Annotated in this window: 15 protein-coding genes; 8 read left to right on the forward strand and 7 right to left on the reverse strand. The window is 56.9% G+C overall.

The window, feature by feature from the left end; genetic code table 11:
* Positions 1-259 precede the first annotated feature (259 nt).
* From feoA to feoC, 3 genes are read left to right on the forward strand one after another with little or no spacing between them, the layout of a single operon-like run.
* The gene (gene feoA, locus INF86_RS00275) at positions 260-487 is read left to right on the forward strand and encodes a ferrous iron transporter A (RefSeq protein WP_022649633.1); all 228 of its coding nucleotides are present in this window, start codon (positions 260-262) and stop codon (positions 485-487) included.
* A 30-nt stretch (positions 488-517) separates the two neighbouring features.
* Positions 518-2,836 carry a Fe(2+) transporter permease subunit FeoB gene (gene feoB / locus INF86_RS00280; RefSeq protein ID WP_022649634.1) on the forward strand — a complete coding sequence of 773 codons (2,319 nt, stop codon included), beginning with the start codon at positions 518-520 and terminating at the stop codon, positions 2,834-2,836.
* A gap of 11 nt (positions 2,837-2,847) precedes the next feature.
* A complete protein-coding gene (gene feoC / locus INF86_RS00285) occupies positions 2,848-3,084 on the forward strand; it encodes a [Fe-S]-dependent transcriptional repressor FeoC (protein WP_015571443.1) in 237 nt (78 codons plus the stop codon).
* On the opposite strand, the gene bioH is transcribed toward feoC, so the two are convergent.
* Positions 3,059-3,841 carry a pimeloyl-ACP methyl ester esterase BioH gene (gene bioH / locus INF86_RS00290; protein WP_045622171.1) on the reverse strand — a complete coding sequence of 261 codons (783 nt, stop codon included), beginning with the start codon at positions 3,839-3,841 and terminating at the stop codon, positions 3,059-3,061. The genes feoC and bioH overlap by 26 nt on opposite strands.
* Positions 3,842-3,877: 36 nt before the next feature.
* Between bioH and gntX the strand changes: the two genes are divergently transcribed.
* From gntX to gntT, 3 genes are all read left to right on the forward strand, one after another.
* Complete coding sequence (gntX, locus tag INF86_RS00295; RefSeq protein WP_023298787.1) at positions 3,878-4,558, forward strand: DNA utilization protein GntX; 681 nt, start codon at positions 3,878-3,880, stop codon at positions 4,556-4,558.
* 61 nt (positions 4,559-4,619) lie between these two features.
* Positions 4,620-5,195, forward strand: a complete 576-nt coding sequence (gene nfuA / locus INF86_RS00300; RefSeq protein ID WP_003861601.1) for a Fe-S biogenesis protein NfuA — start codon at positions 4,620-4,622, stop codon at positions 5,193-5,195.
* 305 nt (positions 5,196-5,500) lie between these two features.
* Positions 5,501-6,817 (forward strand): gluconate transporter, encoded by a 1,317-nt coding sequence (gene gntT / locus INF86_RS00305; protein ID WP_023298788.1) that lies wholly within the window; start codon positions 5,501-5,503, stop codon positions 6,815-6,817.
* Between the two features lie 111 nt (positions 6,818-6,928).
* On the opposite strand, the gene malQ is transcribed toward gntT, so the two are convergent.
* Both malQ and malP read right to left on the reverse strand, forming a co-directional pair.
* Positions 6,929-9,007 (reverse strand): 4-alpha-glucanotransferase, encoded by a 2,079-nt coding sequence (malQ, locus tag INF86_RS00310; RefSeq protein ID WP_023298789.1) that lies wholly within the window; start codon positions 9,005-9,007, stop codon positions 6,929-6,931.
* Positions 9,008-9,016: 9 nt separating this feature from the next.
* The gene (malP, locus tag INF86_RS00315; RefSeq protein WP_063148126.1) at positions 9,017-11,410 is read right to left on the reverse strand and encodes a maltodextrin phosphorylase; all 2,394 of its coding nucleotides are present in this window, start codon (positions 11,408-11,410) and stop codon (positions 9,017-9,019) included.
* Positions 11,411-11,983: 573 nt separating this feature from the next.
* On the opposite strand from malP, the gene malT reads away from it, so the two are divergent.
* On the forward strand, positions 11,984-14,689 hold the full coding sequence (gene malT, locus INF86_RS00320; RefSeq protein WP_022649640.1) for an HTH-type transcriptional regulator MalT: 2,706 nt from the start codon (positions 11,984-11,986) through the stop codon (positions 14,687-14,689).
* Positions 14,690-14,786: 97 nt separating this feature from the next.
* Here the strand turns inward: malT and INF86_RS00325 are convergent, their stop codons facing one another.
* Genes INF86_RS00325 through glpE form a run of 3 tightly spaced genes read right to left on the reverse strand, consistent with a single transcriptional unit; the run spans position 14,787 to position 16,772 of the window.
* The gene (locus INF86_RS00325; RefSeq protein WP_022649641.1) at positions 14,787-15,545 is read right to left on the reverse strand and encodes a DeoR/GlpR family transcriptional regulator; all 759 of its coding nucleotides are present in this window, start codon (positions 15,543-15,545) and stop codon (positions 14,787-14,789) included.
* Between the two features lie 16 nt (positions 15,546-15,561).
* Complete coding sequence (glpG, locus tag INF86_RS00330) at positions 15,562-16,392, reverse strand: rhomboid family intramembrane serine protease GlpG (RefSeq protein ID WP_022649642.1); 831 nt, start codon at positions 16,390-16,392, stop codon at positions 15,562-15,564.
* 47 nt (positions 16,393-16,439) lie between these two features.
* The gene (gene glpE / locus INF86_RS00335) at positions 16,440-16,772 is read right to left on the reverse strand and encodes a thiosulfate sulfurtransferase GlpE (protein WP_022649643.1); all 333 of its coding nucleotides are present in this window, start codon (positions 16,770-16,772) and stop codon (positions 16,440-16,442) included.
* A gap of 316 nt (positions 16,773-17,088) precedes the next feature.
* On the opposite strand from glpE, the gene glpD reads away from it, so the two are divergent.
* Positions 17,089-18,597: a glycerol-3-phosphate dehydrogenase gene (glpD, locus tag INF86_RS00340; RefSeq protein WP_023298790.1), complete on the forward strand. Its 1,509-nt coding sequence runs from the start codon at positions 17,089-17,091 to the stop codon at positions 18,595-18,597.
* A gap of 90 nt (positions 18,598-18,687) precedes the next feature.
* Here glpD and glgP read toward each other — a convergent pair whose 3' ends face one another.
* Positions 18,688-21,135 carry a glycogen phosphorylase gene (gene glgP, locus INF86_RS00345; protein WP_126291986.1) on the reverse strand — a complete coding sequence of 816 codons (2,448 nt, stop codon included), beginning with the start codon at positions 21,133-21,135 and terminating at the stop codon, positions 18,688-18,690.
* Between the last annotated feature and the right edge of the window lie 7 nt (positions 21,136-21,142).

A 21,142-nucleotide genomic window follows, 5' to 3' on the forward strand; every position in this document is an offset into this window, starting at 1 on the left:
GGGCCGGGGTGAGGGGAAAAATTATATCGTAAAATATGAAACCGATTGCATATCCATATTTAAACCGCTACTTATCACTCCATTAACAAATACGCTTTTTATTCCTTCCCGGGTATTCCCGCAAATATTGAGCAAGGTCAAGCAGACCGCAAATTAATACGATTAACAACATCCCGTCACATTTTTATTATTGCTGATAAAAACTATTCTCATTATCATCGCAGTGTTGATTATTTAACCTCTCGTGGAATCAGGCGCTATGCAATTCACTCCAGAAAGTGCGTGGAAAATTATCGGTTTTACCCGTGAGATAAGCCCGGCCTATCGGCAGAAGCTACTGTCACTGGGCATGCTACCCGGCTCATCATTCCAGGTGGTGCGCGTGGCGCCGTTGGGCGATCCTGTTCATATCGAAACCCGACGCGTTAATCTGGTTCTGCGTAAAAAAGACCTCGCATTAATTGAAGTTGAATCTTTATCCCGTTAACAAGCCAGCGGTTTCAGTGAGTCTAAAACAATGAAAAAATTAACTATTGGCTTAATTGGCAATCCTAATTCCGGCAAGACAACCTTATTTAATCAGTTAACCGGCGCACGCCAGCGTGTGGGAAATTGGGCAGGCGTAACGGTTGAACGCAAAGAAGGCCAGTTCACAACGACAGATAATCAGGTCACGCTGGTTGATTTACCGGGGACCTATTCACTCACCACAATTTCATCTCAGACCTCTCTCGATGAGCAAATTGCCTGCCACTATATTCTGAGCGGCGACGCGGATCTGCTCATCAATGTGGTGGATGCCTCCAATCTCGAACGAAATCTGTACCTCACGCTACAGCTGCTGGAGCTGGGGATCCCCTGCATCGTAGCGCTTAACATGCTCGACATCGCCGAGAAGCAAAAGCTGCGCATCGACGTCGACGCCCTCTCCGCCCGTCTGGGCTGCCCGGTGGTTCCGCTGGTTTCTACCCGCGCGCGCGGCATTGACGCCCTGAAGCTGGCAATTGACCGCCACACGGGCAATGCCGACGTCGAACTGGTGCACTACGCCCAGCCGCTGCTGCGCGAGGCCGGGCAGCTGGCGCAGGAGATGGACAACGCCATGCCCGCCAGACAGCGCCTGTGGCTTGGCCTGCAAATGCTGGAAGGCGATATCTACAGCCGCGCCTACGCAGGCGATGCGGCGGATAAACTGAGCGTTGCACAGGCTCGCCTGAGCGACGAGCTGGATGACCCGGCCCTGCACATTGCGGATGCGCGCTATCAGGCCATCGCCGCTATCTGTGACGTGGTCAGCAATGCATTAACCGCTGAACCCAGCCGCTTCACCGCCGCCGTGGATAAGATTGTGCTCAACCGCTTCCTCGGTTTGCCAATCTTTTTACTGGTGATGTACGTAATGTTCCTGCTCGCTATAAACATCGGCGGTGCATTACAACCCATCTTTGATGGCGGCTCTGTCGCTATCTTCGTGCACGGTATTCAGTGGCTGGGCTACACCCTCCACTTCCCGGAATGGTTGACCATCTTCCTTGCGCAGGGGATCGGCGGCGGGATCAACACCGTCCTGCCGCTGGTACCGCAGATCGGCATGATGTACCTGTTCCTCTCCTTCCTTGAGGATTCCGGTTACATGGCACGCGCCGCCTTCGTGATGGACCGCCTGATGCAGGCGCTGGGGCTGCCGGGGAAATCCTTCGTGCCGCTGATTGTCGGTTTTGGCTGTAACGTGCCGTCAGTCATGGGCGCGCGTACGCTGGACGCACCGCGCGAACGCCTGATGACCATCATGATGGCGCCGTTCATGTCCTGCGGCGCACGTCTGGCGATCTTCGCGGTCTTTGCCGCGGCGTTCTTTGGTCAGGAAGGGGCGCTAGCCGTCTTCTCCCTGTATGTGCTGGGTATCGTGATGGCTATTCTCACCGGCCTGATGCTGAAGCACACCATCATGCGTGGCGAAGCGTCGCCGTTCGTGATGGAACTGCCGGTTTATCACGTTCCGCATCTGAAAAGCCTGATTATTCAAACCTGGCAGCGCCTGAAGGGCTTCGTTCTGCGCGCCGGTAAGGTGATTGTAGTGGTCAGCATTTTCCTGAGCGCCCTGAACAGCTTCACCCTGAGCGGCCAGGCAGCGGACAACATTAATGACTCTGCCCTTGCCTCCGTCAGCCGGATCATTACGCCGGTCTTCAAACCGATTGGCGTACAGGAAGACAACTGGCAGGCAACCGTGGGCCTGTTCACTGGCGCGATGGCAAAAGAGGTGGTTGTCGGCACCCTGAACACGCTCTACACCGCGGAAAACATCCAGGAAGAGGAGTTCAACCCGGCTGAGTTCAGCCTCGGTGACGAACTTCTGGGTGCAGTAGAAGAGACCTGGCAGAGCCTGAAAGACACCTTCAGCCTGAGCGTGCTGGCGAACCCGATTGAAGCCAGCAAAGGCGACGGCGTAATGGCGACCGGAGCAATGGGCGTGATGGGCCAGAAATTTGGCAGCGCGTCGGCGGCCTACAGCTACCTGATCTTCGTCCTGCTCTATATTCCGTGCATCTCGGTCATGGGCGCCATTGCCCGTGAGTCCAGCCGCGGCTGGATGGGCTTCTCCATTCTGTGGGGGCTGAACATTGCCTACTCGCTGGCGACCGTGTTTTATCAAACCGTCAATTACAGCCAGCATCCGCGCTACAGCCTGGTCTGTATCCTCGCGGTGATCCTGTTTAACGTGATGGTGATTGGCCTGCTGCGCCGGGCACGTAGCCGCGTTGACGTTAACCTGCTGGCAACGCGCAAAACCCCAACGACCTGCTGTAGTAGCCCTGCGGGCGACTGTCACTGAGGGGAAAAAAGATGGCATCGTTGATTCAGGTCCGTGACTTACTGGCGTTACAGGGACGAATGGAGGCGAAGCAGCTCAGCCTCAGCCTGCATACGCCGCAGCCGATGATCGATGCCATGCTGGAAAGGCTGGAGGCGATGGGGAAAGCCGTGCGCATTCAGGAAGAGCCGGACAGTTGTCTGTCCGGCAGTTGTAAAAGTTGTCCGGAAGGTAAAGCCTGCCTCAGGGAGTGGTGGACGCTTCGCTGATAAAACCGGTCAGCGCTGAACAAAACTCAGCAGGATGAGAGATGAACGGCGCATGTGCCGCTTTGGCAACCACCATTGATTCACTCTCCGGCCACAGCGCATCCAGCAGCGGAACAACCTTGCGCGGGACCAGTCCATCCAGATAGCCATAAATACGCAGATGCGGCACCGTCAGTGACGCCAGCGGCTCACGCAGATCGGCCGTTTTCAGGATCTCCAGTCCACCGTTCAGCACCTCAACCTCCGGCATCGGCAGGGAAAGCACCGTCTGCTTCAGCATCCGCGCGTCCTGACGGGCGGTTTCAGTTCCCATCGTCTGCAACGCCAGGAAACGCTCCACCGTCCGCTGGAAATCTTCGCTCAACTGGTGCTGGAACCCGGCCAGCACCTCAGGTTTGATGCCCGGCCACGCCTCGCGGGCGCTGAAACAGGGTGATGAGGCAACGGTGATCAGCGCCTGGACCCGCTCAGGATGGCGCAGCGCAATCTGGCTTGCCACCAGCCCGCCCAGGCTCCAGCCGAGCCAGACGGCTTTTTGCGGCGCCGCTTCCAGAACCTGCTCCGCCATGTCCTCGAGCGTCATCGCGCCGTAGCCGTGGCTACGGCCATACCCCGGCAGATCCACCAGGTGTACCGTAAATTGCGAGGCCAGTTCCTCACTTATGCAACGCCACACTTCGGCGTTCAGTCCCCATCCGTGCAGCAGCACAAGATGACAATTTCCCGTCCCAACGGTCTGCCACCACAGCGTCTTCATCAGTTAACGTTCTCTTTTTTCACATGGAGGTTGCGTATGCTAACAGTGCCCGGCTTGTGCTGGCTATGCCGAATGCCACTTGCGCTGAGCGCGTGGGGCGTCTGTTCCGTTTGCACGGGAGCGCTGGGTTACCTGAAGGGCTGTCCGCAATGCGGCTTGCCTGCCGTAAGCCAGACGCTCCCCTGTGGTCGATGCCTGAAAAAAGCGCCGCCGTGGAGCGCGCTGGTGGCGGTGGATGATTACGTTTTGCCGCTGAGTCGTCTGGTTCATCAGTTTAAGTTTTCCAGCCAGTTCGCGCTGGCGCAGCCACTGGCACGCCTGTTATTACTGGCGGTATTGCAGGCGCGAAGAACGCGCGGGCTACCGTCGGTCGACACGCTCGTGAACGTGCCACTCTTTCAGCGTCGGCACTGGCGGCGGGGATACAATCAGAGCGACCTGCTGTGCCGTCCGCTCGCCCGCTGGCTGGGTTGCCGGTACCCCGCCTCTGCGCTGAAACGTATTCATGCCACTGCCGTTCAGCACCGGCTCAACGCCCGGTCGCGCAAAAGAAACCTGAAAAACGCCTTTCGCCTTGAATTGCCGGTCAACGGTCTCCATATCGCGATTGTGGATGATGTCGTCACCACGGGCAGTACCGTGGCTGAACTTTCCCGACTGCTTTTGCAAAGCGGCGCCGCGTCAGTTCAGGTATGGTGTCTGTGCCGTACCTTGTAGCCCTTCTTCAATGGGCGTATGATTATACCCAGGTAATTTAGTCAACTATTAGGCCAAAGCTATGATCCGTATTTCCGATTCTGCACAAGCGCACTTTGCCAAACTGCTGGCAAATCAGGAAGAAGGGACGCAGATCCGCGTGTTTGTGATCAATCCAGGCACTCCGAATGCAGAATGTGGTGTCTCTTATTGTCCTCCGGATGCTGTGGAAGCAACTGACACTGCCCTTAAATTTGAACAGCTCACCGCATACGTTGATGAGCTGAGCGCGCCGTATCTTGAAGATGCGGAGATTGATTTCGTCACCGACCAGCTGGGTTCTCAGCTGACGCTGAAGGCGCCAAACGCGAAGATGCGTAAAGTCTCTGACGATGCCCCGCTGATGGAGCGTGTGGAATATCTGCTGCAATCGCAGATCAACCCGCAGCTGGCCGGCCACGGTGGACGTGTTTCCCTGATGGAAATCACCGAAGATGGTCTGGCGATCCTGCAATTCGGCGGCGGCTGTAACGGCTGCTCCATGGTCGATGTAACCCTGAAAGAAGGGATCGAGAAGCAGCTGCTGAACGAATTCCCGGAACTGAAAGGCGTGCGCGATCTGACCGAACACCAGCGCGGCGAGCACTCTTACTACTAATTCAGTGCCCGTCTGTATTGCCCGGTGGCGCTGCGCTTACCGGGCCTGCTTTTTCTTGCCTCCCCCTCTATATGTTGACCTGCGTCTCATAATTCAAATTTTGCCTCCCTGGGTGATTCTCAATCACGTCATGTTACCCGTATCATTCCCATGGGCACTCAACACCCTTATAACAGCCGACTAAACTTATCGTTTTCGCAGGCATTAGTATGAGTGCCGTTAATACTCTGTTCCCAGTTGGGACAACCGGAATTTGTCGTTGAAACAATGACGTTACCCATAACAATTCAAAGGCCAGGTCAATCATGCCATTAGTCATCGTCGCTATCGGTGTTGTGTTATTACTGCTCTTGATGATCCGCTTCAAAATGAACGGATTTATCGCTCTGGTTCTGGTGGCACTTGCAGTCGGTCTGATGCAGGGAATGCCGCTGGTTAAAGTTATCAGCTCCATTAAAGCCGGTGTCGGCGGTACGCTCGGCAGCCTGGCGCTGATCATGGGCTTCGGCGCCATGCTCGGTAAAATGCTCGCGGACTGCGGTGGCGCGCAGCGTATTGCCACTACCCTTATCGATAAATTTGGCAAGCAGCACATCCAGTGGGCGGTGGTGTTAACCGGTTTTACCGTCGGTTTCGCACTGTTCTATGAAGTGGGCTTCGTCCTGATGCTGCCGCTGGTGTTCACCATCGCCGCTGCCGCCAACATCCCGCTGCTGTTCGTAGGCGTACCGATGGCTGCGGCGCTGTCCGTCACCCACGGCTTCCTGCCGCCGCATCCGGGTCCAACGGCTATCGCCACCATCTTCCACGCCGACATGGGTAAAACCCTGCTGTTCGGTACGATTCTGGCGATCCCAACGGTTATCCTGGCCGGTCCTGTTTATGCGCGCTTCCTGAAAGGCATTGATAAGCCCATCCCGGAAGGCCTGTACAGCGCCAAAACCTTCACAGATGCAGAGATGCCTGGCTTTGGCGTCAGCGTCTGGACCTCTCTGGTGCCGGTGATCCTGATGGCAATGCGTGCCGTAGCAGAGATGGTTCTGCCGAAAGGTCACGCGTTCCTGTCCGTTGCGGAGTTCCTGGGCGACCCGGTGATGGCAACGCTGATTGCGGTCCTGATCGCCATGTTCACCTTCGGTCTTAACCGTGGTCGTTCCATGGATCAGATCAACGACACGCTGACCTCTTCCATCAAAATCATTGCCATGATGCTGCTGATCATCGGCGGTGGCGGCGCGTTTAAGCAGGTGCTGGTCGACAGCGGCGTGGATAAATACATTGCTGCCATGATGCATGAAACCAACGTATCGCCGCTCCTGATGGCATGGTCTATTGCCGCGGTGCTGCGTATCGCGCTGGGCTCTGCAACCGTTGCGGCGATTACCGCGGGTGGTATCGTTGCGCCGCTGATTGCGACCACGGGCGTAAGCCCTGAGCTGATGGTTATCGCGGTCGGTTCGGGCAGCGTGATTTTCTCCCACGTGAACGATCCGGGCTTCTGGCTGTTCAAGGAGTACTTCAACCTGACCATCGGTGAAACCATCAAGTCCTGGTCCGCGCTGGAAACCATTATTTCGGTGTGTGGCCTGGTCGGGGTGCTGCTGTTGAATATGGTGATTTAATGCCATGAGTCGGGTGGCGGCTACGCCTTACCCGACCTACTCGATACCTGTAGGCCCGGTAAGCGTTAGCGCCACCGGGCAATAAAAAACCCGCCACTGGCGGGTTTTTTATTATTTCTTCGCGGCTGCTTTTCGCCGTTTATCCAAATCCTTAATCAGCCTGTTCACCCCGTCATCGGCGAACATCGCTTCAAGCGTAGTGGACAGCTTGCGACGCCAGTTTTTGTACTGATAGCTGGTGCCGGGAATGTTTACCGGCTCCGCCATATCAATCCAGTCTTCCGGTTGCAGACCGAGCAACGCGCTGTTGCTGTCGGCAATATAGCGCTGTAAGCCACGGTTAAGCGTTGGCGTCATCGACATCAGCGACGCCTTATGCCCGGCGCGCTTCGGCAGACAGCCATGCTTATGCAGCGCATCCAGCAGCCCCTGTTTCGCCAGCTCGCGATCCTGATACAACCCACGCAGAACCTCTTCATCCGGGTAGAGACCCAGCGTTTTGCCGAGCGTCAGGTCGCCGCTTTCCCAGTAGCCTCTGAGCGTAGGAAGATCATGCGTCGTCGCGACTGCCATTGACTGTTCAGGGTACGCTTTCGGCGCGCGGAAGGTTTTCTCATGGTCGTTTTCAAAATAGAGCACTTTGTAGGAGTAAACCCCGCTGTCGCGGAGCTTGCTGACAATCTCAACCGGCACGGTACCGAGATCTTCGCCAATCACCATGCACTGATGACGTTTACTCTCCAGCGCGAGGATTGAGAGCAGATCGTCCACCGGATACTGCACGTACGCCCCGTGATCGGCCGTTTCACCGTACGGGATCCACCACAGACGCAGCACAGACATGACATGGTCGATACGCAACGCGCCGCAGTTCTGCATGTTAGCGCGCAGCAGATCGATAAACGGCTCGTAGGCACGCGCCGCCATCACGTGCGGATCCATCGGCGGCAAGCCCCAGTTCTGACCAAGCGGGCCCAGAATATCCGGCGGCGCACCGACGGAGGCTTTCAGACAGTAAAGTTCACGGTCACACCAGGTCTCCGCCCCGCCTTCCGCCACGCCGACGGCCAGATCGCGATACAGACCGATCGGCATGTTATAGCCCTGACTCACCTGCCAGCAGGCAGCAAACTGGCTGTACGCCAGCCACTGCAACCAGAGATAGAAATCCACCTCGTCGGCATGCGTCTCACAAAACGCCTTCACTTCCGGGGTATCCACGGACTGATACGCTTCCGGCCACACCGGCCAGCCCCAGCGCATCTCATCCTCCTGGACCTGATACGCATGCAGCGCATCAAACGCCGCCTGCCAGTAAAGGCTCTCGCCTTCCTGCATCACAAACTGGCGGAAGGCTGCCATCTGCTCGTCGTCACGCTTCGCAAAGCCCTTCCAGGCCAGACGCAGCGCCGCCATTTTCAGCGCGGTCACGGAGGCATAATCGACCCAGTCCGCATCGCGGGCCTGTTTCAGCATCTGTTGGGTGGTGTCCAGCTTCCACCACGCCTGCGCCTCTTTGCTGTTTTTGAAATCGTCTAACGCGTTAACGTCGATGTAGATCACGTTCAGCCAGCGGCGGGAAGACGGGCTGTACGGGCTCGCGCTTTCCGGATTCGCCGGATAGAGGGCGTGGATCGGGTTGAGGCCGATAAATGCCCCGCCGCGCTCACCAACAGATGCCAGCATCTTTTTCAGGTCGCCAAAATCGCCAATGCCCCAGTTGCTGTCTGAACGCAAGGTGTAAAGCTGCACACAGGCGCCCCACAGCTTTTTGCCTTCGAGTAGCGCCTGCGGCTCATAGCAGCGCTTCGGCGCGACGATCACCCGACAGTGGAAGCGGCTGTCATTCTGGGTGAGCGTCAGGCTGTGATAGCCCTCCGGCAGCTTCGCCGGAAGGGTGAGGGTTTTGCCGCCGGTGGCATGGCCTTTATGCTGATGCCCCTCTTCGGTGGTGAGCAGCCAGCTGAACTCGCCGCGACCTTCCACCGCCAGCGGCATCTTTTTGCCCGCGGTAAAGACCTTCACGTTCGGCACCGGCGCTCCCGACGCTTTCGCGTCGGTTTTGTGCATGGCATCCAGCAAACGTCTTTTGGTGTCCGCACCAATAGACTGCGGTTTGCCGTGCGCATTGATGTAACTGAGGCTAATTCCCGCCGCCTGCGCGGCACTGTCCAGACGTTTACTCTCCATCGCGCTTCCTTAGCGTTTTGCCTGCCAGATACGAGCCTGATAATCACGGATTGAGCGGTCAGAGCTGAACATACCGCAGCGCGCGGTGTTCAGGATACACGCGCGGGTCCAGGCATCCTGGTCGCGATACAGCACGTCGACCTGCTTCTGCGCTTCAACGTAAGCGGTGAAGTCCGCCATCACCAGGTACGGGTCGCCGCCCTGTTTGTCCATGCTGTGCAGCATCTGGTCAAACGCGTGCTTGTCGCCGTCGCTGTACTTTCCGCTTTCCAGCTCTTTCAACACTGCATCCAGCACTTTGTCTTTTTTACGCCATTTCACCGGGTCGTACCCTTTGGCTTTGATGGCTTTCACTTCTTCAACAGTATGGCCGAAGATAAAGATGTTCTCTTCACCGACCTTCTCGGCGATTTCAACGTTCGCACCGTCCAGCGTGCCGACGGTCAGCGCGCCGTTCAGGGCCAGCTTCATGTTGCCGGTGCCGGACGCTTCTTTACCGGCGGTAGAGATCTGCTCGGAAATATCCGCCGCCGGGATCAGCATTTCAGCCGCAGAGACGCAGTAGTCCGGCAGGAACACCACCTTCAGCTTGTCGCCCACTTTCGGATCGTTGTTGATCGCCGCCGCCACTTTATTAATGGCAAGGATAATGTTTTTCGCCAGGTAGTAGCCCGGCGCCGCTTTCGCACCGAACAGGAACACGCGCGGGACGCGGTCGGCCTGAGGGTTCTCGCGGATCTCTTTGTACAGCGCCAGAATGTGCAGCAGGTTCAGGTGCTGACGTTTGTACTCGTGCAGGCGTTTGATCTGGATATCGAAAATCGCATTTGGGTTAATTTCAATTCCGGTACGCATTTTCACGAACTCGGCCAGACGTACCTTGTTCTCCAGCTTAATGGCGCGGTACTGCTCGCGGAACTTCGCGTCGTCAGCGTATTTTTCCAGGTTGATGAGCTGGTCCAGATCGTTGGCCCACTCTTTCTTCAGGGTCTTGTCCAGCAGGCCGGCCAGCAGCGGGTTGCACTGTTTGATCCAGCGACGCGGCGTAATGCCGTTGGTCACGTTGTGGAATTTGGTCGGCCACAGCTGGTGGTATTCCGGGAAGAGGTCTTTCACCACCAGATCCGAGTGCAGCGCGGCCACGCCGTTCACCGCAAAGCCGCTTACCACGCACATGTTCGCCATGCGCACCTGTTTGTTGTGTACCACGGCCAGCTTCGCCCAAACGGCCTTATCGCCCGGCCAGGTTTTCTCCACCAGCGTTTTGAACTGGTCGTTAATCTTATTGATGATCTGCATATGGCGCGGCAGCAGCGTTTTCACCAGCTTCTCATCCCAGCACTCCAGCGCTTCCGGCATCAGGGTGTGGTTGGTGTAGGCGAAGGTGCGGCTGGTGATGGCCCAGGCGTCGTCCCAGCTCAGCTGATGCTCGTCGATCAGCACGCGCAGAAGTTCCGGGATGGCAATGGTTGGGTGCGTGTCGTTGAGCTGAATAACTTCGAAGTCCGGCAGCTGCGCCAGCTTGCGGCCCGCCAGGTGGTGGCGGCGCAGAATGTCCGCCACGGAGCAGGCGCACTGGAAGTATTGCTGCATCAGGCGCAGCTTTTTACCCGCCAGATGGTTGTCGTTCGGGTAGAGCACTTTGGTCAGCTTCTCGGCGTCGATACCCTGCTGCTCGGCGCGCAGGAAATCACCGTCATTGAATTTAGTCAGGTTGAATGGATGCGCGTGCTTCGCCTGCCACAGACGCAGCGGCTGCGCCACGCCGTTACGGTAGCCGAGCACCGGCAGATCCCAGGCTTCACCGGTAATGGTGAACGCTGGTTCCCAGAGCCCCTGCTTCGTGACTTTCCCGCCAATCCCGACCTGCACATCCAGCTGTGCGTTGTGGCGGAACCACGGGTAAGTATTACGATGCCAGTCGTCCGGCGCTTCCATCTGGTGGCCGTCAACGAACGACTGGCGGAACAGACCGTACTGGTAGTTCAGACCATAGCCAATGGCCGACTGGCCCACGGTTGCCATGGAATCCAGGAAGCAGGCTGCCAGACGTCCCAGACCGCCGTTACCCAGCGCCGGATCAATCTCTTCTTCCAGCAGATCGGTCAGGTTGATGTCGTGTTCTTTCAGCACATCGCCGACGTCCTGATACCAGCCAAGGTTCAGCAGATTGTTACCCGTCAGACGGCCAATCAGGAACTCCATCGAAATGTAGTTGACGTGACGCTGGCCTTTCACAGGCTTCGTCGCGGGCTGAGCGTCCAGCTGCTCTGCGAGCGCCCCGCTCACCGCCTGCCACCACTGGTGAGGCGTCATCTCGTTTGCAGCATGAAGGCCAAAACGCTGCCACTGACGCGTCAGGGCAGCCTGGAATTGAGCTTTGTTGAAAGTAGGCTGTGACATAGGGAATCGGCATCCTGTAGAGAGAAAACACATTTGGCGTTAGTGTGCCTGGCTCATTGCGCCTCTTCCTCCTCCTGTCGGGGATTAGGCAGGGAGGAGTAGCGGGGATGAGCATAAAAGTGTGATCGAGGCCACTGTGTAAGTGTGCGCTTCGCTGAAAAAGCGATCCCGGAAGAGCGTCAAAGAAATGAAATGCAGTTTCGGAGGAAATTAATCATCGCTGAAATGATTACTTACGTAGAATAATATTTCTCACGTACAGCGGCTTTCCAGCAACACTATTAAGCCAGAGCAACTTTCCCCAAAGTTAATTAACTTCACCGTCATTATCTCTTTCTGAAACCAGTTTCAGCGCAACCGCGCGCCATGCAGACAAGCCAGTAACAGCGCGGCATCCAGCCATTTATGAAAAGTTCCACCAATGATGAGAATGTTTTGTGACAGAGTGCAAATTCAGAGCCTCCAAACCCAGACATAACTTGCAATAGTTCCTCTATTGGCCGAACTTATAGATATTAATTACGAAGCGCAAAAAAAATAAATTCTCTCGTTCCCCACAGTGAAGTGAAAACTATGTTGATTCCGTCCAAATTAAGTCGCCCGGTTCGTCTTGACCATACTGTGGTCCGCGAGCGCCTGCTGGCTAAACTTTCCGGTGCGCATAATTTCCGACTGGCGCTGGTTACGAGTCCTGCGGGTTATGGAAAAACAACGCTCATTTCGCAATGGGCGGCAGGTAAAAGCGATCTTGGCTGGTACTCTCTGGATGAAGGTGATAACCAGCAGGAGCGTTTTGCCAGCTATTTAATTGCCGCGATTCAGCAGGCAACCAACGGACACTGCGTCACCAGCGAGGTGATGGTGCAAAAGCGCCAGTACGCCAGCCTGTCCTCTCTGTTCTCCCAGCTGTTTATCGAACTGGCCGAATGGCATCGCCCGCTGTATGTGGTGATTGATGATTATCATCTGATCACCAACCCGGTTATTCACGAGTCGATGCGGTTCTTCCTGCGCCATCAGCCGGAAAACCTGACGCTGGTCGTCCTGTCGCGCAACCTTCCGCAGCTGGGCATTGCCAACCTGCGGGTGCGCGATCAGCTACTGGAAATCGGCAGTCAGCAGCTGGCCTTTACCCATCAGGAAGCGAAACAGTTCTTTGACTGCCGTCTGACTTCTCCGATTGAGGCGTCGGAAAGCAGCCGCCTGTGTGATGACGTTGCAGGCTGGGCCACGGCGCTTCAGCTGATTGCCCTTTCCGCGCGGCAAAACAATAGCCCAACGCACCAGTCCGCGCGCCGCCTGGCGGGCATCAACGCCAGCCACCTGTCGGATTATCTGGTGGATGAGGTACTCAACAGCGTAGACCTCACTACCCGCCATTTCCTGCTGAAAAGCTCCCTGCTACGTTCGATGAACGATGCGCTGATTGTGCGCGTCACCGGTATTGAAAACGGGCAGCTTCAGCTCGAAGAGATTGAACGTCAGGGTTTGTTCCTGACGCGAATGGACGATCCCGGCGAATGGTTTAGCTACCATCCGCTGTTTGGCAGCTTCCTGCGCCAACGTTGCCAGTGGGAGATGGCCGCAGAGCTGCCAGAAATTCACCGCGCCGCCGCCGAAAGCTGGATGGCGCAAGGTTTCCCGAGCGAGGCTATCCACCATGCGCTGGCCGCCGGAGATGCCGGTATGCTGCGCGATATTCTGCTCAACCACGCGTGGGGACTGTTCAACCACAGCGAACTGACGCTGCTGGAAGAGTCGTTAAAAGCGCTGCCGTGGGAGAGCCTGCTGGAGAATCCGCGTCTGGTGCTACTCCAGGCCTGGCTGATGCAGAGCCAGCATCGCTACAGCGAAGTGAACACCCTGCTGGCGCGCGCCGAGCAGGAGATGGAAAGCGAGATGGATGCCACCCTGCACGGCGAATTTAACGCCTTGCGTGCGCAGGTGGCGATTAATGACGGCGACCCGGAAGAAGCCGAACGGCTGGCGATGGTCGCGCTGGATGAGCTGCCGCTGGCGAATTTCTACAGCCGTATTGTGGCCACCTCGGTACACGGCGAAGTGCTGCACTGTAAGGGCGACCTCACGCGTTCGCTTTCGCTCATGCAGCAAACCGAACAGATGGCCCGCCGCCACGATGTCTGGCATTACGCCCTCTGGAGCCTGATCCAGCAAAGCGAGATTTTATTTGCTCAGGGGTTCCTGCAGGCCGCCTGGGAAAACCAGGAGAAAGCGTTCCAGCTGATCCGTGAACAGCATCTGGAACAGTTGCCGATGCACGAGTTCCTGTTGCGTATTCGCGCTCAGCTGCTCTGGGCATGGTCGCGTCTGGATGAAGCAGAAAGCTGCGCCCGCCAGGGCCTGAATGTGCTTTCGAGCTTCCAGCCGCAGCAGCAACTCCAGTGCCTGGCCCTGCTGGTGCAGTGCTCGCTGGCACGCGGCGACCTGGATAATGCCCGCAACCACCTTAACCGCCTGGAAAACCTGCTCGGCAACGGGCAGTACCATAGCGACTGGGTCTCCAACGCCGATAAGGTCCGGGTGATTTACTGGCAGATGACCGGCGATAAAAAGTCCGCCGCCAACTGGCTGCGTCACACGCCTAAACCAGAATTTGCCAATAACCACTTCCTGCAAAGCCAGTGGCGCAATATTGCCCGCGTGCAGATCCTGCTGGGTGACTTCGAGCCTGCCGAAATCGTGCTGGAAGAGTTAAACGAAAACGCCCGTAGCCTGCGCCTGATGAGCGATTTAAACCGCAACCTGCTGCTGTTAAACCAGCTTTACTGGCAGGCGGGACGTAAAAACGATGCCCAGCGCGTGCTGCTGGAAGCGTTGCAGCTGGCGAACCGCACCGGGTTTATCAGCCACTTTGTGATTGAGGGTGAAGTGATGGCCCAGCAGTTGCGCCAGCTGATTCAGCTCAACACGCTGCCGGAACTCGATCAGCATCGCGCCCAGCGCATTCTGCGCGAGATCAACCAGCACCATCGCCACAAGTTTGCGCACTTCGATGAGAACTTTGTTGAACGTCTGCTGAACCATCCGGAAGTACCGGAGCTTATCCGCACCAGCCCGCTCACACAGCGTGAATGGCAGGTGCTGGGGCTGATCTATTCAGGCTACAGCAACGAGCAGATAGCCGGTGAGCTGGCGGTGGCGGCAACCACCATCAAAACGCACATTCGCAATCTGTATCAGAAGCTGGGCGTGGCGCACCGTCAGGACGCGGTACAGCATGCGCAGCAGTTGTTGAAGATGATGGGGTACGGAGTTTAGTTTTGTGCGGCCTGATGCCCTCACCCCGGCCCTCTCCCACAGGGAGAGGGAGAACAATTTGTAGGTCGGGTAAGCGCAGCGCCACCCGACACAACCGCTAGCACAACTCCAGCTGCAAATTGTTATCCTTAATCACCTGCAACACGCCCGCCGGCGGCATCTCGTCGGTGTAGACCGCATTCACCATGCTAATGCTGCCCATGTTGACCATCGCATTGCGGCCAAATTTCGAGTGATCCACCACCAGCATCACGTGGCGTGAGTTCTCAATAATCGCGCGCTTGGTGCGCACCTCGTGGTAATCAAACTCCAGCAGCGAGCCGTCGGTGTCGATGCCGCTGATCCCCAGAATGCCGAAATCGAGGCGAAACTGAGAGATAAAATCGAGCGTCGCTTCGCCGATAATGCCCCCGTCGCGGCTGCGCAGTTCGCCGCCCGCGAGGATGATGCGAAAATCGTCTTTCTGCATCAACGTGTTAGCCACGTTCAGGTTGTTGGTCACCACGCGGAGGTTCTCGTGATTCAGCAGCGCATGGGCGACCGCTTCCGGCGTGGTGCCGATATCAATAAACAGCGTCGCGCCGTTCGGGATCTGGCTCGCCACTTTACGGGCGATACGCTCTTTCTCTGCCGTTTGCGTCGCCTTACGGTCATGCCATGAGGTGTTCACCGAGCTGGACGGCAGCGCCGCGCCGCCGTGATGGCGCAGAATACGGTTCTGATCGGCCAGGTCGTTGAGGTCACGACGGATGGTTTGCGGGCTGACGGCAAACTGCTCCACCAGCTCTTCAGTACTGACGTATCCCTGTTTTTTTACCAGTTCGATAATGGCGTCATGACGTTGTGTTTGTTTCATGAAATATCCCTGGGAATTATGTTCGTTTTCGCGCATGGAGCGTATCGGCCAGCGCCATCGCCAGCCCGACCGCCAGGCCGGTAACGTGCGCACCATTGGCGATAGACATACCAAACAGATCAAACCATCCGGCAATAAGCCATATTAACGCAAAGGTTATTAATCCACGTTGTAAATAGATGCCGCTTTCCGGGTCGCGCTCGCCTCTGAGCCAGGCGTAACCCATCAGGGCGTACACCACGCCGGATAACCCGCCAAACCACGGACCGCTGAATTTATGCTGCACATAGCCGCTTAACAGGGCGCTGATAAGGGTGATCACAATCAGCTTGCCGCTGCCGAGCCGCTTCTCCACCGCCCCGCCGAGATACCACCACCACAGCAGGTTAAAGAGGATATGCATCACCGAGAAGTGCATCAGCGCATGCGTGAAGTAGCGCCAGACGTCAAATTGCAGGGAGGGATCGTACGGCCATGCGAGGGCAATCATCACGCTCTGGTCGCCCACCACGCTCATAATAATGAAGACGATGATGCAGGCTGCCATCAAAAGCAGCGTAAACGGTCCTGCGCGCTCGCGGAGGGTGGCGAGAAACGGAAAACGTTGATAGTGCAGGCCACTGTCGGTCTGGCCGGATTGCCAGCTTGCTGCCAGATAACGCGGGTCGCCCGGGTTTTCCAGGAAACGCGCCAGCTCGGCGTTCACGCGCCCAGCCTGGCTTTCGTCTGCCAGCCAGACATCCGTCTGTGTATGCTGCTGAATAGTCAGGATAATGCCCTGCGTCGCCATATAGTCGACAAACGCCTGGGCGACGCGCGGGTTGCTAAAAGAGGTGATCATCAACATGGGCAGCGGTCGCTTATTTCCACACAAAAGGGGACAGTATAGCGGGATCAGCGCTCAAACGCGTATTCAACTTCTGCCGGGAAATGACGATGCCATGCATCGAAGCCGCCATCGACGCTGTATACCGCGTCGTAACCCTGCTGGAGCAGATACTGCGCCGCGCCTTTACTGCTGTTGCCGTGATAGCACATCACCATCACCGGCGTGTCGAAGTCGTTATCGCGCATAAACGCGCCCAGCGTGTCGTTGGTGAGATGGAACGCGCCCGGCGTGTGGCCCATCGCAAAGCTCTGCGGATCGCGGATATCCACCAGCACCGCGGTTTTCTGGTGCATCTTCTGATGGGCTTCTTCTACGTTAATACATTCAAACTGATCCATGGTGTTCTCATCTTATATTCAGGTGTGGTGCGGTTTTCCCCTCACCCTACCCTCTCCCGGAGGGAGAGGGAAACGGATCACCCTCTCCCGGAGGGAGAGGGAAACGGATCACCCTCTCCCCGTGGGAGAGGGCTGGGGTGAGGGCATCAGACCGCACGATTTTACCCCGTAGTGTACGTCCTGGCGGCGGGTAAACGCCATTATGTTATCCATATCACTCTAAATTGTTTTTTTGATGTTACCAAAAGCGCGTTCCTTTGCTATTATGAGCGATATCGAACATTTTTGAGCTTTAACGAAAGTGCATGAGGGTGTTATGGAAACCAAAGATCTGATTGTGATAGGCGGGGGCATCAACGGTGCCGGTATTGCGGTTGATGCCGCAGGACGCGGTTTATCCGTGCTGATGCTGGAAGCTAACGATCTCGCCTGCGCGACGTCGTCCGCCAGCTCCAAGCTGATCCACGGAGGCCTGCGCTACCTGGAACACTACGAATTCCGCCTGGTCAGCGAAGCGCTGGCCGAACGCGAAGTGCTGCTGAAAATGGCTCCGCATCTGGCGATCCCGATGCGCTTCCGCCTGCCCCATCGCCCGCACCTGCGTCCGGCGTGGATGATCCGCATCGGCCTGTTCATGTACGATCATCTGGGTAAACGCACCAGCCTGCCGGGTTCAACCGGTTTGCGTTTTGGCTCAGAATCGGTCCTTAAGCCTGAAATCGTGCGCGGTTTCGAATATTCCGACTGCTGGGTGGACGATGCGCGTCTGGTGCTGGCTAACGCGCAGATGGTCGAGAAGAAAGGCGGCGAGGTGAAAACCCGTACCCGCGCGACCGCCGCGCGCCGCGAAAACGGCCTGTGGATTGTGGAAGCGGAAGACGTGGATACCGGCGAGAAGTTTAGCTGGAAAGCGCGCGGCCTGGTGAACGCCACCGGCCCGTGGGTGAAACAGTTCTTCGATGACGGTATGCACCTGCCTTCTCCGTACGGCATCCGCCTGATCAAGGGCAGCCACATTGTGGTGCCGCGCGTGCATACCCAGAAGCAGGCTTATATCCTGCAAAACGAAGACAAGCGCATCGTGTTTGTGATCCCGTGGATGGACGAGTTCTCCATCATCGGCACCACTGACGTGGAGTACAAAGGCGATCCGAAAAACGTTGAGATTGAAGAGAGCGAAGTCAGCTACCTGCTGAAAGTGTACAACGCACACTTTAAGAAACAGCTGGCGCGCGATGACGTGGTCTGGACCTACTCCGGCGTGCGTCCGCTGTGTGATGACGAGTCTGACTCACCGCAGGCCATCACCCGTGACTATACGCTTGATATTCATGACGTGGACGGTCAGGCGCCGCTGCTGTCGGTGTTTGGCGGTAAGCTCACCACCTACCGTAAACTGGCGGAGCATGCGCTGGAAAAACTGGCGCCGTATTACAAAGGCATCGGCCCGGCGTGGACGAAAGGCGCCGTGCTGCCTGGCGGCGATATCGGCAATAACCGCGACGATTACGCCGCGAAGCTGCGTCGCCGCTTCCCGTTCATTACCGAAGGAATGGCGCGCCACTACGCCCGCACCTACGGCAGCAATACCGAACTGTTCCTCGGCGACGCGAAAGAGATTGCCGATCTGGGCGAGCATTTTGGCCATGAGCTGTACGAAGCGGAACTGCGCTACCTGGTGGAACACGAATGGGTGCGCCGTCTGGACGATGCCATCTGGCGTCGTACTAAAGAAGGGATGTGGCTGAATGCCGAGCAGCAGTCTCGCGTGGCGCAATGGTTGCAACAGCATGCGGGAAAGCGTGAATTGTCACTGGCGTCCTGAGGGTGACAAAAAATGCCCGGTGGCGCTGCGCTTACCGGGCCTACAGGATCGAGTAGGCCGGGTAAGGCGGAGCCGCCACCCGGCTTTGTTTTACAACCGCACCGGATCAATATGCCAGATATTCTCGGCATACTCTTTGATGGTCCTGTCTGACGAGAAGTATCCCATGTTGGCGATGTTATGCATCGCGGCGCTGGTCCACTTCTCCTGCTGACGGTACAGTTCGTCCACCTTATCCTGACAATCCACGTAGCTGCGGTAATCCGCCAGCACCTGATAGTGATCGCCAAAGTTAATCAGCGAGTCCACCAGGTCACGATAGCGCCCAGGCTCCTCAGGGTTAAACACCCCGGTGGCGATTTGCGTCAGCACCTGGCGTAACTCTTCATCCTCTTCATAATACTCACGCGGCGAGTAGCCCTGCTTGCGAAGCGCCTCTACCTCTTCCGCCGTATTCCCGAAGATAAAGATATTCTCCGCGCCCACATGCTCCAGCATTTCGACATTTGCGCCGTCCAGCGTGCCGATGGTCAGCGCGCCGTTCAGGGCAAACTTCATGTTGCTGGTGCCGGATGCTTCCGTCCCCGCCGTGGAAATCTGCTCTGAGAGATCCGCCGCCGGAATAATCAGCTGCGCCAGGCTTACGCTGTAGTTCGGGATAAACACCACTTTCAGCTTGTCACCAATGTCCGGATCCTGGTTCACTACCTTCGCCACATCGTTGATAAGATGAATGATGTGCTTCGCCATGTAGTACGCGGAGGCCGCCTTACCGGCAAAGATTTTCACGCGCGGCACCCACTCCGCCGTCGGGTCAGCCTTAATGCGGTTGTAGTGAGTGATGACGTGCAGGACGTTCATCAGCTGACGCTTGTACTCGTGGATACGTTTGATCTGCACGTCGAACAGCGCTTTCGGGTTCGCCACCACGTTGAGATGCATCGCCAGCCAGACTGACAGCCGTTTCTTGTTCAGCAGCTTGGCTTCCCGCACGGCTTTGTTCACCGTCGGAAAATCAATGTGCTGCTCAAGCTCGCTCAGCTGGCTCAAATCGGTGCGCCAGGTGCGGCCGATATTTTCGTCCAGCACGTCAGACAGCGGCTGGTTCGCCAGCGCCAGCCAGCGGCGCGGGGTGACGCCGTTGGTCACGTTGCAGAAACGCGTCGGGAAGATCTTCGCAAAGTCCGCAAACAGGGATTGCACCATCAGGTTCGAATGCAGCTCTGAAACCCCGTTGACCTTATGGCTGATCACCACCGCCAGCCAGGCCATGCGTACGCGGCGACCATTGGATTCATCAATGATCGAGGCGCGGCTCAGCAGGCCGGTATCGTTCGGGTACTGCTCCTGCAAGGTCTTGAGGAAGTAGTCGTTGATCTCGAAGATGATTTGCAGGTGACGCGGCAGAATTTTGCCGAGCATATCCACAGGCCACGTCTCCAGCGCTTCACTCATCAGCGTATGGTTGGTGTACGAGAACACCTGGCAGGTTACTTCAAACGCGTCATCCCAGTTGAACTTATGCTCGTCAATCAGCAGGCGCATCAGCTCAGGGATCGACAGCACCGGATGGGTATCGTTGAGGTGAATCGCCGTTTTCTCCGCCAGATTCGCATAGGTTTTGTGCAGCTGATAGTGACGGCTAAGGATATCCTGAATCGTTGCCGAGACGAGGAAATACTCCTGACGCAGACGCAGCTCGCGGCCCGAGTAGGTCGAGTCATCCGGATACAGGACGCGGGACACGTTCTCAGAGTGGTTTTTATCTTCCACCGCCGCGAAGTAGTCGCCCTGATTGAATTTACCGAGGTTGATCTCGCTACTGGCCTGCGCGTTCCACAGACGCAGCGTGTTGGTCGCATCGGTGTCGTAGCCGGGGATAATCTGGTCATAGGCCACGGCGAGGATCTCTTCGGTTTCCACCCAGCGGGATTTTTTCCCTTCCTGCTGAATACGCCCGCCAAAACGCACCTTGTAGCGCGTGTTGTGGCGCTTGAACTCCCACGGGTTACCGTACTCCAGCCAGTAGTCCGGCGACTCTTTCTGACGCCCATCAACGATGTTCTGCTTGAACATGCCGTAGTCGTAGCGAATACCGTACCCGCGTCCCGGCAGCGCCAGCGTCGCCAGTGAATCGAGGAAGCAGGCGGCAAGACGCCCGAGACCACCGTTACCCAGCCCCGGGTCGTTCTCTTCGTCAATCAGCTCTTCTAAGTCCAGCCCCATCTCTTCCAGTGCGTTTTTGACGTCGTCATAAATCCCGAGCGATAACAGCGCATTGGAGAGGGTGCGACCAATCAAAAACTCCATCGACAGGTAATACACCTGTCGCGTCTCCTGCGAGAGCTGTGCGCGGTTGGAGCGCAGCCAGCGTTCGACCATACGGTCACGCACCGCAAACAGCGTGGCGTTCAGCCACTCATGTTTGTTGGCAATAACGGGATCTTTCCCAATGGTAAACATCAGCTTATAGGCGATGGAGTGTTTCAACGCCTCAACGCTGAGCGTGGGGGAAGAGTAGCTAAATGGAGCATTCATATCAGTA

Source organism: Enterobacter cloacae complex sp. I1M (assembly GCF_014982425.1).
GTDB lineage: Bacteria > Pseudomonadota > Gammaproteobacteria > Enterobacterales > Enterobacteriaceae > Enterobacter > Enterobacter intestinihominis.

Bases quoted from the DNA above. Each gene is read 5' to 3' on its own strand.
- glgP (WP_126291986.1), bottom strand. From the start codon at position 21,135: ATGAATGCTCCATTTAGCTACTCTTCCCCCACGCTCAGCGTTGAGGCG.
- nfuA (WP_003861601.1), top strand. From the start codon at position 4,620: ATGATCCGTATTTCCGATTCTGCACAAGCGCACTTTGCCAAACTGCTG.
- bioH (WP_045622171.1), bottom strand. From the start codon at position 3,841: ATGAAGACGCTGTGGTGGCAGACCGTTGGGACGGGAAATTGTCATCTT.
- feoB (WP_022649634.1), top strand. From the start codon at position 518: ATGAAAAAATTAACTATTGGCTTAATTGGCAATCCTAATTCCGGCAAG.
- glpE (WP_022649643.1), bottom strand. From the start codon at position 16,772: ATGGATCAGTTTGAATGTATTAACGTAGAAGAAGCCCATCAGAAGATG.
- gntX (WP_023298787.1), top strand. From the start codon at position 3,878: ATGCTAACAGTGCCCGGCTTGTGCTGGCTATGCCGAATGCCACTTGCG.
- malQ (WP_023298789.1), bottom strand. From the start codon at position 9,007: ATGGAGAGTAAACGTCTGGACAGTGCCGCGCAGGCGGCGGGAATTAGC.
- INF86_RS00325 (WP_022649641.1), bottom strand. From the start codon at position 15,545: ATGAAACAAACACAACGTCATGACGCCATTATCGAACTGGTAAAAAAA.
- feoC (WP_015571443.1), top strand. From the start codon at position 2,848: ATGGCATCGTTGATTCAGGTCCGTGACTTACTGGCGTTACAGGGACGA.
- feoA (WP_022649633.1), top strand. From the start codon at position 260: ATGCAATTCACTCCAGAAAGTGCGTGGAAAATTATCGGTTTTACCCGT.
- malT (WP_022649640.1), top strand. From the start codon at position 11,984: ATGTTGATTCCGTCCAAATTAAGTCGCCCGGTTCGTCTTGACCATACT.
- glpD (WP_023298790.1), top strand. From the start codon at position 17,089: ATGGAAACCAAAGATCTGATTGTGATAGGCGGGGGCATCAACGGTGCC.
- malP (WP_063148126.1), bottom strand. From the start codon at position 11,410: ATGTCACAGCCTACTTTCAACAAAGCTCAATTCCAGGCTGCCCTGACG.
- gntT (WP_023298788.1), top strand. From the start codon at position 5,501: ATGCCATTAGTCATCGTCGCTATCGGTGTTGTGTTATTACTGCTCTTG.
- glpG (WP_022649642.1), bottom strand. From the start codon at position 16,392: ATGTTGATGATCACCTCTTTTAGCAACCCGCGCGTCGCCCAGGCGTTT.